Genomic DNA, 17,144 nt, shown 5'->3' with positions numbered 1-17,144 from the left:
CGTCTCCTAATCGTCGTCTTCTACTTCAGATTTCAATATATCTGCTTTTATCAGATAACTGTTTTTGTTTACATATTCAGTGTCTTTACTGAGGCCACCAATAACCTCGATATAGTTCTTATCTGAACGTCCTAATACAAGCGGTGCAAATTCGTACTCTTCATCTTCTTTAACAAATACACCTAATTGTCCCCCCAGTTCTTGGATAGCTACTTTCTCAACGGCTAAATCCACCTTGAATTGATTTATTTTGACGTTGCCTTTTAATAATTGACCTGACGTTAGCTTTAACTCAGTGTTGTTTAATCGTACCCGTGCCAATACATAAGGTTGGTCTTTAGCTGGAATAATATTAGTGATGACTGAACTGAATGCGTGTTCACCTTGCTCAATATCAACATGCTGACCGACTTTGATTTGATTATATTGGCTGGTAAACACCTTAAATTCAGCCCACAAGGTGTCAAAATTGACGATTTCAAACAAGCTAGTGTTTTGCGTGATACCGCCAATATTTCCATTTCGCTGTAAAACAGTCCCAGAAACAGGCGATGTTATTTTATAAGTATTTAAGCTCTCATTAGATTCAATAACGGCTAATAGATCGCCTTTTTTTACCGTATCACCAACAGTGAAGTTTATTGTCTTTATAACGCCGTTATATCTAGCGCCAACTTGAAATAATTGTTCAGCGCCTATCGTCGTAGAGCCGTATGCAGGGATAGTTTGGTTCAACGTTTTTGAAGCTAAATAGGCTGTTTCAACACCAACCTTTTTTGCCATGTTATTGTCGATTTTGCTTATGCCTTCTTCGCCTTCATGTTCATCTTCACTAGCGAAAACACTTTGAATGGGTGACAAATACCCAATAAAAATCAATAGTGCGAGTAAATAGTTTTTCATTTTTAATTCCTAAACGATTCAGTTAATAACTGAATCAATAAATTGTTATTAAGCTTAAAGTGATGCTTTTTTTAGAGTGACAGCGCTTCGTTTGTTAGTTTTTCTATCTCTGCGCCATAAATTAGGGCAGCAGATGCCGCATCAATGAGGGTTCGCCGAGCATTTAACAGCTCTTGTCTAGCCGATACATAATCAAGATATCCATATCGACCTTTTTGATAGGCGTCTTGAGTATCTTCCAGTGCATCTTCAAGCATTGGGATAACCGACTGCTTTAATGAATTAGCTGTTAATATGGCTTGTTTTCTATTGGAGTATGCTCGTAGTAAGTGATTTCTAAACCTCAACTTAGTCGCCTCTTTCTCTATGGCAACTTGGTCACGCTCTGCTAGCGCACTAGCGATTGCACCAGAATTTCGCTTTTCAGCAAACAAAGGTAAGCTAAAGCCAGCGACCAGTGCCGTATCATTGGCTTCTTGAGAGCGCCTAACACCAACAGACCATTTGATATTGGCCGTTGACTCTGTTTTAGCTAACTGTATTTCAGCCTCTTTTAGTCGCTGTTCACTTGCATAGATTTGAATAGCAGGGTTCTTCTCTAACTTCGCAAAAAGGCTGTTAAAGTCACTATCATTGCCAAACTGAAAAAGATCCCCTTGTACTTCAGAGAAGGTTACAGAGTTTTCCCCCCAGTAGGCTGCTAATGAGAGCTTCAAATATTCCAAGCGCTTTTGTTCAGATTGAACGGTCAAATTTGCCTGAGCAATAACTGCTTTTGAACGTTTCACTTCAGCCTCAGGAGTAGCACCTGCACGGTTACGCTGAGATACAATCTCTAACGTTTCTTTCGCTAAACTCAGTGCATTTTTTGCCAATATTACTCTTTGTTGTGCTGCTAGTACTTCCACGTACTTTTCAGTGACTTGAGCCATTAAGTTTAGCGCTGCTACCTCTTTTTCAGCAGTGAGCAGTGCTCTTGAGTTTGAAATAAGCCCAATTCGCGCTGAGCGTTTGTCTCCCATTTCAATAACCGAAGATAGAGCGACAGTTAATTCAGCACTGCCGAATGCATTAAATTCACCTGAACCTGCAAAGTTCTCAGCTTCAATTTCTAGTTCATATTCGGGATTTAAACTTGCTGTTTGTTCTTGTCCTGTTAATGCCGTTTGCTTGAAATCAAATATTTTAAGTTCGGGATTTTGTTTAAGCGTCCACTGAATTGCTTCTTGAAGGTTTAACTGATTTTCAAACGCATAAACATTAAATGTAAAAAGTGACAAAGCGAGAAACGCGATATATTTAAGCCGAGGTGTTACACACCTCAAAATTGCTATCTTGCGATGCACACAGGTATTAAGTGCCATGTATACTTTCCTATAAATTTATATGTAATATTTAGGTCATTAACATGTGACCTTTCTTAATTTTCTATAAAATTTAGGCGTATTTAGGTGGGCGGAATGGCACCGACATATAGCCTTTTAGCTCAGGGGAAACTAAGGCGTAGGTAGGGAAATATTCTATTGCTTGTAAAATATTACAAGAAGAATCTGTATTTAAAAATAACTGACAGCAGCAACAAAAATTACAATTATCAATTAAAGTTTGGCTATTACCCTCCTCAAATAAATTAGAGCTTTCAGGAGCTTTTAGCGGGGTAATAGACTCAGTTAGTGATATATTAAAAGAACTTTCAATTAAGTTTCCTTCAATCTCTTCTTGCGAAAAAAACACAGACTGCACCGCGATTAAAATCATTATCACGTATGATATATATGGTTTTAAATATGACGGGTGCATTCTTTTAACTACTTTCTACTTAAGACTTTAGCTGTAAGATGCGGCGAGCACCGTTTAAAACGACAACAGCAATAATCAAACCAATCACTAAATCTGGATAACGGCTGCTTGTTACTGTAACTAAAAAGCCAGCTAAGATTACCCCAACATTTGCAATAACGTCATTTGCGGAAAAAATCCAGCTTGCTTTCATATGAGCGCCGTCTTCTTTATTACCAAATATTAAAAACAGACAAGCAATGTTAGCGATTAGTGCAATACCGCCAAATATCATCATTAAAGATGACATAGGCTCACTACCATAAATAAAACGTCTTACGACTTCACTCAAAGCTCCTAGCGCTAGAATAATTTGAAGCACACCAGATATATGTGCAGCTCTAAGTTTCATGCTGATACTTTTACCGACAGCATATATAGCTAAACCATACACCGCAGCATCAGCAAACATATCTAATGAGTCAGCAATAAGGCCAGTAGACTGAGCAATAATCCCGGCAATTATCTCTATAAAAAACATGACTCCGTTAATAGCCAATAACCATTTTAGTGTTAATGCTTCTTTAATCTCATTTTTTTGAGATAGATCTTTTACTTTTGCAGCTTCTGTACTGCAACTTTGTTTAGTTGATGCTAACTCTGCACCGAGTTTAAGTTGTTGTAACTTTTTTGTTATCTCATCTAAATTTTCATCATGAAAAACTTTGACTAATCGACTAGGAATATCAAATTGCAATCCAACTGAAGGCTGAATTGAGTCAAGTGCTAATCTGATCAATCTCTCTTCTGAAGGACAATCCATTTGAGGCACTTTAAATGTACTAACTAACGCGCCACTATAGTTATCTAATTGTGTATCAATTTTTACGTCTTCGTTGGTAGGAGATGATTGACACTGACCACTACATTTTTCTGACATATTTAACATTCCGAAACAATATTAAAATAAGTATAAAATCTATAGTGGCTATAGAGTCAAATAAAAAAGCTATTTAATGTAAAAGCGTGGAAACTGACAGGAAAAGCTAGTTTAAGTAAATAGTTCCTGCTAGTATTTTAAACTATATTTTAAGTGGTGATAACCTTGAACCTTAATGTTGTGCTAAAAATGCTCTTAGTCGTTTCGATTGTTTTGCAATCGTTATCGTCTATTGCGTCCGCAACTTATGATAGTCATCAAGTAGACGTTGAACACCTGCAAACACAACATGACCATAAAAATGACCCTAATATTATCAAAGAAAACGCAGGTGATAGTCAGCACGAAATTAAAGATTGTCATCACTGTGGGCATTGCAGTGGTAGCCACCTATCATGGATATTAGTTAGCAATTTAAACAGTACTGCTAAGTTACATTTCATAAACCGATTTTCCCCTCAGGTAGATCAAACAAAAGATTACCAAGACTCCATATTACGCCCTCCTAAATCTTAATTTATTTGATTATTAATGACCTTTATATCCTGTCACAAGGATAAAAAAGTTGGTGTTTATTAATTTAAAAATTAAGAGTTCATATGTATTTATATTTCAAAAATACAGGTGTATGCCTGTCTATGTGTCTTGCTATAAGCTTTTCAATTAATGCTTATGGCAAAGAAAAAAGTACTTCATGGTTAGAAAACCAAATAAATAAAGATCCTGAAATTATTGAGGCAAGAGAGTTACTCAAAGCTAGTCAATATCAGGCAAAAAGCTTGACTAAAGCTATCTATAACCCTGAGTTTGAGGCTAGTTATGAAAAGGAAGGTGATTTTAAAAACTTTTCAGTTGGTCTGAGTCAAACTATTGATTTATGGGATAAACAGTCATCCAACAAAAACATTGGTGAAATTGTTTTTTACATGAATCAACAGCAATTATTAGATTTACTTGAATCAAAGAAAGCCGAAGCACTAATCGCGCTTGTTAATTGGCAGGCTTCCAAAGATGCAGCAAAATTGTTAATTGAAAAAGAAGAACAACTGCGAACACTGGTTAGCATTGTTGATGAAAAGCAAAAAGTGGGACTACTGGACCCTATTGATGCTGAATTAGTGTATCTAAACCTAGCACAAACCTTTAGTGAAATTTCCGAATATCAAATTGCGTTAAAGCATGCGGAAGTTCAGGTACAAGAGTTACTGCCGGATTGGACTCCAGACATAGCCAAAGGACAGCAGTTTGAGTTTAAGACAACAAATTATTCCTTCAATACAGAATGGGTTAAACAACACCCTAAAGTAAAACTTGCTAAAGCGTATTGGCAAGAGCAACAAGCCAAGGCTCAACTTAGCACAATAGAAGCTAAAGCAAATCCCACCATTGGGATTAGCGCAGGTGAAAGTGGCAATGAAAGTACAGTTGGACTTACATTTTCAATGCCTTTAAATATCAGGAATAACTACTCCGATACTATTAAATTTGCCTACTCAAAATCTATTGCCGCAGAAGCCAAATTTCAGTCGGTTTTTCGCAAGCAGTCTTTTAAAGCAAAAGCTAACTATGAATCACTTTCGGTTAGTAAAAAATATTACGAACAGTGGTTAAAACTTACCCACGGCAGGTTGAATAACAGCGAAAAATTACTAAACAAACGCTGGGAAGCAGGTGACATAAATACTTCTGATTATTTATTTGCTTTAAATCAACGGGCAGAAGGACTTCACACAGGAATTCAACTGGAAAAGCAATTCAAGGTTGCCGAAATTTCCTTCATTTCAAGTATGGGTCAGTTATCCAAATTTGAGATTTAACAGCTCCAATTTTAAACAAGCGAAATCTCAAATTTATAAAATATAGGTTATAAAAATGAATACAATATTTAGTAAAAAATTATTAGCCGTAGTAATGAGCAGCCTTTTAGTTGGGCTTTCTACGAGTCACATTGCTTTTGGTCAATCGTCAGATGTTATGGATTCTGCCGCAAAGATTTCACAGCAAGATGTAAAAGAACATAAAGATGATCATGACGATCACGAAAAAGGACATGAAGAAGATAAAGGTGACCATGACGAGCACGGACATGGAGTTGAAAGTAAAGAGGAAAAGCATGAAGAAGGTATAACTCTTAGCCCAAAAAAGATGTCACTTGCTAACATAAAAGTGGAAAGCATTGTTCCAGAATATCAATACAGTTCGATATACGCACCCGGTGAAATCAAGGCAAATGGTTACAGAAGTTATGTCGTATCTCCTCGTACTGAATCGGTCATTATTAGTCGCCATGCAGCTCTTGGAGAACACGTAGAAATAGGCCAAAAGTTAGTCACATTATTTAGTGAAGCGATGGCACAAGCACAAGCGGACTATTTAATCGCTTCAACAGAATGGCAACGCATTAAAAAACTAGGCAATAAAACAGTCAGCGAAAGCCGCTTGTTGCTAGCTGAAACAACTTACAACGCTTCTTACGGAAAACTCATTGCTTTAGGGTTAACTGAAAAAGCAATTCAGAGTATTTCTAACAAAGACATTAAAGCATTTGGGCAATATACATTAACAGCACAGCGTGAAGGCGTAGTGCTTCAAGACGATTTTATCCAAGGACAACGCGTTAATGCTGGTGATACAGTGATGTTGCTAGCAGACGAAAAGCAACTATGGGTAGAAGCAAAAGTATCGCCTAATAAAAAGCTTGATTTGTCCAAAAACTCTCCGGGGATAGTCAAATTAGAGGGGCAAAGTTACAACGCAAAAGTCATTCAAGAAGCGCACACTATAGATCCATTAACTAGAACGAGGATAGTTCGTCTGTCAGTGGAAAACAAAGACGACAACCTCCATTCAGGTATGTTTGTAAAAGTCTATTTTCAATTTTCAACCCAAGAGAAAGTAATGGCTGTGCCGGAAGAAGCCTTGGTCCGCGGTGCTGATGGTGATTGGACCATATTCGTTGAAGACCACCCCGGAGAATTTAAAGCTGTAGAAATTGAATTAGGGCGAGCCTTAGGTGATTTTAGGGAAATAATCGGCGTTGAAAGTGGAACACGAATTGTCACCAAAGGCGCTTTCTTTGTTGCTTCTGAAATTGCAAAAGGCGGATTTGATCCGCACAACCACTAAGGAGAAATACAATGTTTAATAAAATTATTGATTGGTCCGTAAACAACCGACTCCTTATCTTAATCGCTCTTTTTGCCTCTATTGTTGGTGCAATAATGGTTATTCCAAAGTTAAATTTGGATGCCTTCCCTGATGTCACTAACGTTCAGGTTGCCGTGAATACTGAAGCGCCCGGATTGGCAGCCGAAGAAGTTGAACAACTTATTACTTATCCGATAGAAGCTGTGATGTACGCCTTGCCTGATGTTGAGCAAGTACGTTCGATTTCTAAAACAGGTTTATCTGGTGTCACTGTCGTTTTTAAAGAAGGCACCGATATTTACTTTGCTAGGCAACTTGTCTTTGAACGACTTCAAGCGGCAAAAGAATTGATCCCAGAAGGTGTTGGTACACCGAATATGGGACCGAACACCTCTGGGTTAGGTCAAGTATTTCAATATTTATTGATATCAGATAAAGACGCTGGTTTTGACGCGATGGCACTTAGAAGTCTCAATGATTGGATTGTCAAACTACTTATCATGCCCGTCGATGGTGTTACTGACGTTCTGTCTTTTGGCGGCAACGTTAGGCAATACCAAGTAAACATTGATCCTTCAAAACTTCTTGAATACGACCTAACCCAAGACGATATCGTCACAGCCCTAGATAGCAATAATGCCAATGTTGGCGGCTGGTATATGAATCGAGGCCAAGAACAACTGGTCATTCGAGGTACGGGGTGGTTTGAAAGTGGAGATGCTGGCATCGGTAATATCAAGCAAGTACCAGTAAAAACCTTCGATGGAACAGTAATAACCGTTTCTGACATAGCAAAAGTTGGAATGGGCAGCGAAATTCGACAAGGCGCTGTTACCATGACTCGCAAAACAGCAGAGGGCAAAGTCGAGAATCTAGGTGAAGTGGTTTCAGGTATTGTATTGAAGCGGATGGGGTCAAACACTAAGGCCACCATTGATGGAATCAATGCAAGAATACCACTGATTAATCAAGCGCTTCCAAAAGGCGTTCGCTTTGAACCCTTCTATGATCAAGCTGATTTAATTGAGAAAGCAGTTAATACCGTCGTTGAAGCACTAGCATTAGCTTTTGTTTTCATCTGTATTGTACTGGCGCTTTTCTTAATGAACCTACGGGCAACCTTTTTGGTTTTAATTTCAATTCCTATCTCAATTGGCATTGCTTTGATGATCATGGCTTGGTGGGGTATTTCTGCCAACCTTATGTCACTGGGTGGAATTGCTGTGGCTATTGGTATGTTGGTCGATGGTTCGGTGGTGATGGTTGAAAACATGTTTAAACATTTAAATAAGCCAGATTCAACTCACTCAGACAGTGTTCACGCTAGAGTTCCTGCCTCTGACACAGACCCACACGATGTTGAGCATGATGATCACGGTATTGAATTGCGTCTCAAGGAAGCAGGCAAAGAAGTCGCCCGTCCGGTATTTTTTGCAGCGTCTATTATCTTAGTGGTATTTACGCCATTATTTAGCTTCGAAGGGGTAGAAGCAAAACTCTTTCAACCTATGGCAATCAGTATCATCTTAGCGGTAGTATCTGCCATCATGGTGGCCTTGTTTGTTGTGCCTGCTCTGGCTACTTATCTGTTTAAAACTGGTGTAAAAGAAAAAGAAAGTTTCGTACTAAAACCTTTAGACAAACTTTACAGAAAAGGGCTTACTTTCGCATTAAAACGCACGAAGTTAGTCATTTCAGCTTCACTTGTTTTAGTTATCTCTGCATTTGCATTAGTGCCATTTATTGGCACTGAATTTGTTCCTGAGCTAGAGGAAGGGACGATTAATTTAAGAGCAACCCTCGCTCCTTCTTCTAGTTTAGATACAGCACTTACTGTTGCTCCAATTCTAGAAGAAAAATTAATGACCTTTCCTGAAGTAACTTATGCCCTGAGCAGAATTGGACGAGCTGAAATAGGTGGAGATCCAGAGCCTGTGAACAACATAGAAATTTATATAGGATTAAAACCAGTTTCTGAGTGGACAAGCGCTTCTAATCGATATGAACTTCAAGCTAAAATGGAAAGGTCACTGGAAGAGTTTCCGGGGTTGCTACTTAACTTTTCTCAGCCCATTGCCACTCGTGTTGATGAATTATTATCAGGTGTAAAAGCGCAATTAGCAATCAAGCTATTTGGACCAGAGCTTGATGTGTTAGCCAATAAAGGTCAGGAAATTGAAGCAGTTATTAAAGAAGTTGATGGTGCTAGAGATGTCGCTTTAGAACAAATTGCTGGTGAAGCTCAATTAGTGATCAAGCCTAATAGACAAGAATTATCACGATTTGGCCTGTCCGTCATCGACGTAATGGAGGTTGTGCGAGACGGCATTGGTGGCGTCGAGGCAGGGCAAATTATTAACGGCAATGAACGCTACGATATTTATGTACGTTTAGAAGAAGAATATCGTCGAAACAAAGAAGCTATCTCAGATATTCGACTTCAATCACCAACTGGGGCTTGGGTGCGCTTAGGTGATGTTGCATCCGTTTCATTTGAGTCTGGTCCACCGCAAGTCAGGCGCGATGATGTACAAAGACGAGTGGTTATTCAAGCAAACGTCCAAAATCGAGATATGGGTAGTGTTGTAGCTGATATCAGAGAGATAATAGCCAAAAAGGTTAATTTGCCTTCCGGTTATTCTATTTCTATTGGTGGACAATTTGAAAGCCAGCAGCGTGCGCAAAAAAGATTAGCTATAGTGGTTCCTTTATCATTAGGGTTAATAGCACTATTGCTTTACTTTGCCTTTGGCTCCGTTGGTCAGGCTATGTTGATACTAGTCAATGTACCTCTTGCTGTGATTGGTGGTGTGTTTTCTCTGTATTTGTCAAACCAATACTTATCAGTGCCTAGCTCGGTGGGGTTCATTACCTTATTCGGCGTTGCAGTATTAAACGGTGTAGTAATGGTAGAGAGCATCAATCAACGTATTAAAGATGGGTTAGACACCTCCAAAGCCGTTTTTGATGGCGCAACCTCTAGATTAAGACCCGTATTAATGACGGCTATCACTTCAGCATTGGGCTTAATCCCAATGTTAATGTCTAGCGGTGTTGGTGCTGAAATACAACGTCCTTTAGCAAGTGTTATTGTCGGAGGATTAATTACGGCAACCTTATTAACATTATTTGTGCTGCCTGTTTTATACAGTTGGTTTTCTAGGAAGAAAATAAAAGAATTATCTAGATAGAAAAATTTTTATAATGAACGAATATCTCACACTTAAGTGACGTTTTGTGTGGGATTACAATCTTAACTGTAGTGGCCAAAATCACTAAACCACAACATATTAACTTGAAAGACGATAGTAAAGATTTGAGGAAAACTAAGTGCTTGACGTTTTAATTCTTGCTCTAGCCTTAAGTATGGATGCCTTCGCTGTGTCTGTTGGCTTAGGTGCTAAACAACCAACTAATTTAAATAAACTAGCTTTAAAAGCTGCATTTTACTTTGGCTTTTTTCAATGTGTCATGCCATTATTTGGTTATTTTAGTGGCAAAGGCGTATCTTCATGGGTAGACGATTATGCGCCTTGGATAGCATTTATACTGTTATTCTGCGTCGGTGGTAAAATGATTTATGAATCATTTGCAGAAGGTATTGAAGAAGACATATCTCAAATCACTCACCGCGTTTTACTCACATTGGCTATTGCAACAAGCATTGATGCGATGGCCGCAGGTTACGTAATAACCTTAATGGACGTTAATGTTCTGACCGCTTGTTTGACTATCGGTTTTACCACCTTTGCTTTAAGTTGGCTGGGTATATATATTGGCTCTAAAAGTGGAACCTTACTTGAAAGTAAGGCAGAGCTACTAGGTGGCATTGTACTAATACTTATTGCTTTTAAGGTGTTACTGTAATCCCGGTATTTTTACTTGACACTACACATAAGAATTTAAATCGTTTATTTGCTAAAGCAATAACTTGCCCTTCTCGAATAGGAGGGCATTTACAGCTCCATTCCCCCAAAGGTATTAACCAACATTTCATAGATAGTTTTGACTCATCTAGTGCAATTTTTGAGGACGCAACCTCTAGATTGAGGCCAGTATTAATGACCGTAATAACTTTTACGCTAGGTTTATTTTCAAGGTTTAATATCTAACAATGTTGGCGCTGAAAGTCAGCGACAGCTTGCCAGTGTTATTGTTGGTGATTTGATAACGATAACACTGTAAACGTTATTTATATTACTTGTTTTATATGAGTGGTTCTCTGAGAAGAAAGTAGCAGAATTATACTGTTAATAGCTTAAAAATTTGTGAAGTTTCCAAATTAACGGTGTTTAAGGTAGCCTTTTTAGGCTCTATGTTAAGCAACTTTGGGGCATACTTGGATTTGAAACGAATGACTGCTTTTGGATGGGTCAGACGACATTAAACGAGGAATACTTCTACGTCATAATTCATAGACACCAGCATTCTCTTCTAAATATATGATAGCAATCTCTATGTTTCCGAAGACTTTTATTATTTTATTTTCGACTTCATTTTTATAATCTTTATCAATATCAGATTTAAGAACTTGAAGCCAAGTTTTGACTAGTACAACTGGAGGAGCTTGCATGATGATCGTCCGTGAATTCATTTATTATTAAAAATAGCTCAAAAGCTAGTGTTTTCAAGAAAACTTAGTTGGTTTAGTTCGTTAGAAAACTTGCTCATAATGTAATCTAACGTACGTGTTTTTTATTATTTTGGAGACAAATTTCGTTATTCAAGTAGTTTTCACACAGGCTGGGCCGAAGTCACGTTTCTGCTTGAAGGAGCCTGTCTATCTAACTGAACGTTTTAGATCTAGTCCGAACTTTTCATCCCTTAAATTTTTATTATCATCAAACATGAATATACTTCGGCGCTCATCTCTAAGTGCATAAATTGCTGTTTTAAAACATTTCTCACACAAATCGAGATGGTAAACATTGCCATCTTCATTTGAGCCATAGCCAAAGCTAGCTTTTAACTCACCGGATTCTTCATATTTGTGCTCATTTACTTCAATCATAACGCTCTGTTCACAAACATCACAAATTTTATCTACAATTGTTTCAACAAATTTTTCTGCGTAAACTTTCACTGATTTCTCCTACCAAAAAAAGCTAACAACTGTATGTAATGGTCAATTAAAGTTAGCTACACGTTATTTTAAAGCACATAAGTAGACTAGTTGAATGATTCCCACTCCGAGTTTCGAGAAACTGGATTTATTTATGAAAAGCCATGACCTAACATGATACTAATGTGGTTAAATGGCAATGCGGTAGCATTGAGATATTATATAATTTTTATGAATATAATCACTCGCAATGCTCAACACCAAAGTTATCAACTAATGTAATTGCTGAGTTTTTATTTAAGACATACTCGGCATTAGTCGTAAGTCGCAGATAAGCCTCGTACCGTCTACTATTAATCAGAATATGCTGTCGCGTAGCGCCTTCAAACTTCTGTAACACATCAGATAACTCTGTATAATAACTTTCAGCATCCCCAGTATATTTTCCTTCACTATCGACTTCAAATAGCTCTAAAGCAATTATATTGTCGCCAATACTAAATAAACACTTACCATTATTGATGTGGCTTTCAGTTAGATAAAACTCAGCACAGGATTTCATTTCTGCTCTCTCAGAAACTGGAAAACCTACAACATATAAAAATTCTTGGTCAAAATCACAATTACGGATGCTTGTTCCTACGAATTCATCAGTTAAAACTTGCATGAATTTATAAAGAGTATCTTGGAATTTTTTTTGAGTCTTAGTTACTGGTTCAACTAATTTACCAAACATTTTGTCACGACTGTCTTCGCTAAGACCAAATGAGTTAAAATAAGAGAACACTTTAGCTTCCCATTCATTAAAATCATGCCAAAGGATTGGAGCATGTTGGAATTTGGAAAGCTCATCTTTTAATACTGTTAGTTCATTTTGAGTGTTGTTAATAAACATATCAGCACAAACAAGTTTCGTAAGCAGCATTCTAAAAGACACATTATTTATTTTAAAGTCATTATACAGAACACTAACCTTATCTTTTGAGACGGGTTCGTAAGGCCGCCAGTTTTCCATAGGAAAATGAGGAAAAGCTTGATCTAACCGTGCTTTATTGTGAAACCCAAATATTTTCCAAATCAGATCTAATAATGAATATTGACACAAAGGAGCTGTTAAATATTTAGAAAGTCGCTCAGTCAAAATATCAATATTATTTAAAATATGGCTTTTGGAGTCCTCATCTGAATTTGGATGTAATTTGCAATATGGATAAACCGAAGCTTTTAAGCTGTAACTATCGAGTTTATTACACAGATCATTAAAATCATGGCATTGATAGATCGACTGAGCTATTAGTTTTTTAGCTTGAGTTAGGGGAATATCAAGGATTTTTGAGGTACGTTTTGCTTGAAGATAGATATTTTTAGTTAAATTATTATACATACTCACGTTACTCTTATTGTTAGAAAGAATGTAAAACAAACACCCGCCAAGGCTCGTTATACTAACGTAAATACAAATTTTCTGAATGAATCCACTTTGCCCTAAAATGCGAAGCATTCGGCAGGTGCAGGCTGTCCAGTCAACCAGCATCTATCATAATAACGTATTAAGAAAAATGGAAGTACTAGCTTTTAATATTCATCGGAAAACCGAAAACTTTCAGTACTAACTCTCTTGCATTGCCTTTACAAATCGCTGTTATTTGACTGTTTTGAATAGAAATTAATAAGTCATCTAAGTCATTTAAAAATGTAGATTGAACTTCTTCACAGCTTGTTGGAGATACATTAGCTAAGAACATTCTTCCGGTTGACTCACTAGACTTAATTTTAGTTTTAATATCGCTAAAAGAATTTTCAAGATAGATGTGCTTTGCAAGCAAAAATTGAGCTTGGGTGAGAGGAATATCTAAAGTTTTAGCAAGCCGTTTAGCCTGACGCTTAACGTTCTCCAGCCTTTGTTGATTATCATTTTCAATGGACATACTGATCCTGTAAGCAGTATGACAACCCATCGCGTCGTTTCTACTTTTCACACAGATACAATAATAATATGACGAGTGAATCCACTTTGTTCAGATGATCACAAGCAGCTCGCCGCTGCTAATGGTGCTATTATATAGTCTCTAATACTGATTTCTATTAATTAATATCAAAATGCAACTAAATTGAGTACTGGTGATTAGATGTTAAGATTCTAAATTAGCAGGTATGGTTTACCACAGCCCCCTATAAACAATTATTCATTCAAAGGATGAGTTATCAATGAACGTGGCTGCTCGTAAAGAATGGCTATTTTTTAAGATAGAAAGTCTGCTCCAAGTTCATTACTGCCATCAGAAAAGGAACAATTTTGAAGGCTTTTTTCTTTCGCGTCCAAGGGCATTATGATCTTCCCCTAAATCTGTAGACACTTTTTATTTAGAAAACGAAGTAAGGTGAAAAGTATAGATGCCAGTTTTAGTTACAGCTCTGAATCGGAAACCGATGGCTGAAATGAAGTAATAGTAAAAAGACCAAATTTGAATCCAAAGCCCTGCTCTTACCTGAAATAACGGAGCTTTTTTGTGGCTTCGTGGTGGTGAGGAAACTTAAAAACCGCGTTGGATCAGCGCTATAAGTTCAAGCTCCAATTTTTTCATCGCTTCAGTTTTGTTAGCAAACTGGGTCGGCAACTTTATTTCGCGAACAGTTATTTTGGTTGGTTTATGTCTTATTTCCACTCCGACATGAGCACCAATTCGAGGATCACACTTCGATGCACATGTGTGTATTTCTAAATCATCTTCGTTCATCTCTTGTTCGCTTTTATTCACTGGTGTTATATGTTGATGAATTGCCAATCGAAAATTATCCTACGATTAATTATTATACTGCTTAGTGCGATATTTTTAACTTGACTGAGTCTAAATTATCAACTTAGTAAAAGACTATTGAATCCAACCTCATCACCTTGTACTACAGTCTAAGCGTTTTGGGGCCTTTAACTGCTAGTGCTAAGCTTAATACCATGCTTGGTTGCAAATACTTTTAGCTTTTTCTCATACCGAAGCATCTCTTTTTCGTGACGACAAAAGAATCGAACGACCTCACCTTCATAGATGGCACGAATATCATTCTCGCCCGCATCTATCGAGTAACTGCCATTGCCTAAGTGATACGCTGCTCGTCCGCCGACGAAGTTCTCGATAGTAAAGGTCGATAATAATGACTCGACTTCATCAAGAGCTATTTGTTGAAAGACAGTATGGCAATAAGGCATATCTCTGACTCTTGAATTGCTGAAGTTTAAGTATAGCAAATGACAAACTTGGAAGATCTATAAATTTCATTTAATGTTGATAGCAATTAATCATAAATATCACACGCATACTGACAAAATATGCAAAGAAAATTGATACGTCTGCGTAAAAAACACTTAACTGCATTTTTCAAAAATCAGCATAATATTACTCGCGCTAATAGCACAATCGTTACTTTTGAATCTATCGCTAAAGTAAAGAAAATGGGCCAACAATATTATCATCAAAGGGTTAATCAGCTTCAAAAGTTGAACGCACGTCAACTTAAAAAATATAGAAAAAAGCAAATATTTTCTGGCCTGACAGGTAGTAAATTTGGCGCTATTTGTGAAACAAAATTAAAACCAGCTTCAGCAGTTTTTAAAAAACGCTAGTTGACTAATTTTGAGTTACAAACTCTCTGATCAATTGTTCAGTATCTAGTTTCTGATTATCTTTACATGCTGCAATTACTCTCTCTACTAGATGAGGATTTATCGATAAGCCATCAATTCGATTGTTAGCAATAGCCTCTCGGACATTTTTAATATTGATACGCTTAATAGGCGACAAGTCATCATCACTCGATTGGATATTTTGTTCTGATTGATGGGTATCTACGTTGCTCATCATTTGCTTTTTGCTGCCAGAAAACTCTGGCAGCCTCTGAATTAATTTTACATATTCTTTTCTGTAAATTCAGCTAAACTACTACGCTCAACTTCATCAAAAATTAATACACTTCCCTTTTCATAATTCCGAAAAATATTAACTGCTGCACTAGCTCCTGAAGATGCAGGTGTGACGAACCGATCATCTATCTGAGCGAGGTTACCAAGAACAATAGTGCGACAATTTTTACCACCGCGACTTAGCATTCCCTTCATTTGTGCGCGGGTCATATTTTGAGCTTCATCAATAATTAAAACAGCATCATCTATAGAACGACCTCTGAAATAGGCCATTGAAGTGAACTCTATATTAGCTCGCTCTATGATGTGTTCAACTGTAGCACGGGTACTTTTTTCATCATCACTATCATCTGCATGCATTGAAATCAACGCATCTGTAACACCAGCTAAAAGTGGTAATGACTTTTCAGTTAAATCCCCCGGCAAAAAGCCGGGATCATCGTCCATAAAGTCTCTGGATCGCACAACCACTATCTTTTTATACTGTTTCAACTCCAAAACTTGGTGGAGCGCCGAAGCCACCGCCAAAAATGTTTTTCCCGACCCAGCGGGGCCTAGGATGATATTTAAATCGTAAAATGGGTCTGTTAATTGACTAAGAGCTACAGACTGTCGAGGGTTCTTAGGTGAAATGCCCCATATCTTTTTTTGTTGTCTAGGTAGTAATTTAGTGTAAACACTGTCATCAGCAACTTCTGTAACAAGCCCAATGTGTCCAGCAGTGTCATACCAGTACATACTGGCCTGTACTTCATCATTGAATAAGCTGACTGGAAATTTGTACACCTCACCAGATAACTTAAAGTCTTTGTCCGACTTTATTCGATCGAATAAATCGCCTTCGAATGCTTGTACGCCCGTATAAAGCAAGTCAACATCTGAAATCTGGTTATCAACTAAAACATCTTCTGCATCAACACCAATAGTCCTAGCTTTGAGTCGCATATTAATATCACGACTAACAATCGTAACATTTTGCTTAAGCTCCTTCTGCATATGCAACGCATAATTAATAATACGATTGTCTGCGTCACTCCCTATTGCATGTTTTAATTCTTTAGCAAAATCTATTTGTGTATCTATTCCAATAAATAACTTACCGCGTTTTGCTGACTCTGTTGACGGTAGCTCAATTCCTTTCTCCATTTCTTCCGAAGTATGCCCATTAATTAAGTCTTCAAGCATTCTGATAACAACACGTGCATCTTGACTTACATTTTTATCAGTTCGTTCTTTTAAATTATCTAGCTCTTCAAGAACAGTTAAACAAATATAAATATCATCTTTGTATGCAAGTAAGCTTTTTGGATCATGTACTAAAGCAGAGGTATCTAGTATGCGGGGATTTCTGTTTTCATTTGAATTTTTCATAGTAGCTCCCCTTTTCCAAATTCACT

The 17,144-nt window shown here is 37.4% G+C and carries 18 protein-coding genes; 6 read left to right on the top strand and 12 right to left on the bottom strand.

Annotated features, from left to right (window positions below; translation table 11 throughout):
- Window positions 1-6: 6 nt before the first annotated feature.
- The 4 genes from AB6T38_RS11120 to AB6T38_RS11105 all read right to left on the bottom strand — a co-directional run bounded on the left by AB6T38_RS11120 (window position 7) and on the right by AB6T38_RS11105 (window position 3,622).
- Entirely contained in the window at window positions 7-903 is an 897-nt protein-coding gene (locus tag AB6T38_RS11120) for an efflux RND transporter periplasmic adaptor subunit (RefSeq protein ID WP_372547385.1), read from the bottom strand.
- Window positions 904-974: 71 nt separating this feature from the next.
- Window positions 975-2,267, bottom strand: coding sequence for a TolC family protein (locus AB6T38_RS11115; protein ID WP_235312837.1), 1,293 nt, complete (start codon window positions 2,265-2,267; stop codon window positions 975-977).
- A gap of 73 nt (window positions 2,268-2,340) precedes the next feature.
- Window positions 2,341-2,637 carry a hypothetical protein gene (locus AB6T38_RS11110; RefSeq protein WP_235312836.1) on the bottom strand — a complete coding sequence of 99 codons (297 nt, stop codon included), beginning with the start codon at window positions 2,635-2,637 and terminating at the stop codon, window positions 2,341-2,343.
- An 85-nt stretch (window positions 2,638-2,722) separates the two neighbouring features.
- Complete coding sequence (locus tag AB6T38_RS11105) at window positions 2,723-3,622, bottom strand: cation transporter (protein WP_372547384.1); 900 nt, start codon at window positions 3,620-3,622, stop codon at window positions 2,723-2,725.
- A 165-nt stretch (window positions 3,623-3,787) separates the two neighbouring features.
- Here AB6T38_RS11105 and AB6T38_RS11100 point away from each other — a divergent pair, with 165 nt between their 5' ends.
- The 5 genes from AB6T38_RS11100 to AB6T38_RS11080 all read left to right on the top strand — a co-directional run bounded on the left by AB6T38_RS11100 (window position 3,788) and on the right by AB6T38_RS11080 (window position 10,636).
- The gene (locus AB6T38_RS11100; protein ID WP_372547383.1) at window positions 3,788-4,138 is read left to right on the top strand and encodes a hypothetical protein; all 351 of its coding nucleotides are present in this window, start codon (window positions 3,788-3,790) and stop codon (window positions 4,136-4,138) included.
- Window positions 4,139-4,221: 83 nt separating this feature from the next.
- On the top strand, window positions 4,222-5,439 hold the full coding sequence (locus AB6T38_RS11095; protein WP_372547382.1) for a TolC family protein: 1,218 nt from the start codon (window positions 4,222-4,224) through the stop codon (window positions 5,437-5,439).
- 55 nt (window positions 5,440-5,494) lie between these two features.
- Window positions 5,495-6,748 carry an efflux RND transporter periplasmic adaptor subunit gene (locus tag AB6T38_RS11090; protein ID WP_372547381.1) on the top strand — a complete coding sequence of 418 codons (1,254 nt, stop codon included), beginning with the start codon at window positions 5,495-5,497 and terminating at the stop codon, window positions 6,746-6,748.
- An 11-nt stretch (window positions 6,749-6,759) separates the two neighbouring features.
- A complete protein-coding gene (locus AB6T38_RS11085) occupies window positions 6,760-9,960 on the top strand; it encodes an efflux RND transporter permease subunit (protein ID WP_372547380.1) in 3,201 nt (1,066 codons plus the stop codon).
- 139 nt (window positions 9,961-10,099) lie between these two features.
- Window positions 10,100-10,636 (top strand): manganese efflux pump MntP family protein, encoded by a 537-nt coding sequence (locus tag AB6T38_RS11080; RefSeq protein WP_149981322.1) that lies wholly within the window; start codon window positions 10,100-10,102, stop codon window positions 10,634-10,636.
- A 538-nt stretch (window positions 10,637-11,174) separates the two neighbouring features.
- Here AB6T38_RS11080 and AB6T38_RS11075 read toward each other — a convergent pair.
- The 6 genes from AB6T38_RS11075 to AB6T38_RS11050 form a co-directional block, all read right to left on the bottom strand.
- Window positions 11,175-11,342 (bottom strand): hypothetical protein, encoded by a 168-nt coding sequence (locus AB6T38_RS11075; RefSeq protein ID WP_299073716.1) that lies wholly within the window; start codon window positions 11,340-11,342, stop codon window positions 11,175-11,177.
- A gap of 207 nt (window positions 11,343-11,549) precedes the next feature.
- Complete coding sequence (locus AB6T38_RS11070; RefSeq protein ID WP_299073714.1) at window positions 11,550-11,852, bottom strand: hypothetical protein; 303 nt, start codon at window positions 11,850-11,852, stop codon at window positions 11,550-11,552.
- Between the two features lie 220 nt (window positions 11,853-12,072).
- Complete coding sequence (locus tag AB6T38_RS11065; protein WP_372547379.1) at window positions 12,073-13,215, bottom strand: hypothetical protein; 1,143 nt, start codon at window positions 13,213-13,215, stop codon at window positions 12,073-12,075.
- A 184-nt stretch (window positions 13,216-13,399) separates the two neighbouring features.
- A complete protein-coding gene (locus AB6T38_RS11060) occupies window positions 13,400-13,759 on the bottom strand; it encodes a hypothetical protein (RefSeq protein ID WP_372547377.1) in 360 nt (119 codons plus the stop codon).
- Between the two features lie 606 nt (window positions 13,760-14,365).
- Window positions 14,366-14,617, bottom strand: a complete 252-nt coding sequence (locus AB6T38_RS11055; protein ID WP_372547376.1) for a hypothetical protein — start codon at window positions 14,615-14,617, stop codon at window positions 14,366-14,368.
- 140 nt (window positions 14,618-14,757) lie between these two features.
- Complete coding sequence (locus AB6T38_RS11050; protein WP_372547374.1) at window positions 14,758-15,036, bottom strand: hypothetical protein; 279 nt, start codon at window positions 15,034-15,036, stop codon at window positions 14,758-14,760.
- A gap of 120 nt (window positions 15,037-15,156) precedes the next feature.
- Between AB6T38_RS11050 and AB6T38_RS11045 the strand changes: the two genes are divergently transcribed.
- Window positions 15,157-15,450 (top strand): hypothetical protein, encoded by a 294-nt coding sequence (locus tag AB6T38_RS11045; protein ID WP_372547373.1) that lies wholly within the window; start codon window positions 15,157-15,159, stop codon window positions 15,448-15,450.
- 4 nt (window positions 15,451-15,454) lie between these two features.
- Here the strand turns inward: AB6T38_RS11045 and AB6T38_RS11040 are convergent, their stop codons facing one another.
- Window positions 15,455-15,688: a hypothetical protein gene (locus tag AB6T38_RS11040; protein WP_372547372.1), complete on the bottom strand. Its 234-nt coding sequence runs from the start codon at window positions 15,686-15,688 to the stop codon at window positions 15,455-15,457.
- Between the two features lie 44 nt (window positions 15,689-15,732).
- Window positions 15,733-17,118: a PhoH family protein gene (locus tag AB6T38_RS11035; RefSeq protein ID WP_372547371.1), complete on the bottom strand. Its 1,386-nt coding sequence runs from the start codon at window positions 17,116-17,118 to the stop codon at window positions 15,733-15,735.
- Window positions 17,119-17,144 lie beyond the last annotated feature (26 nt).

This window comes from Aliiglaciecola sp. SL4 (assembly GCF_041538045.1).
GTDB lineage: Bacteria > Pseudomonadota > Gammaproteobacteria > Enterobacterales > Alteromonadaceae > Aliiglaciecola.
This window is presented reverse-complemented; position numbering and strand designations above follow the sequence as displayed.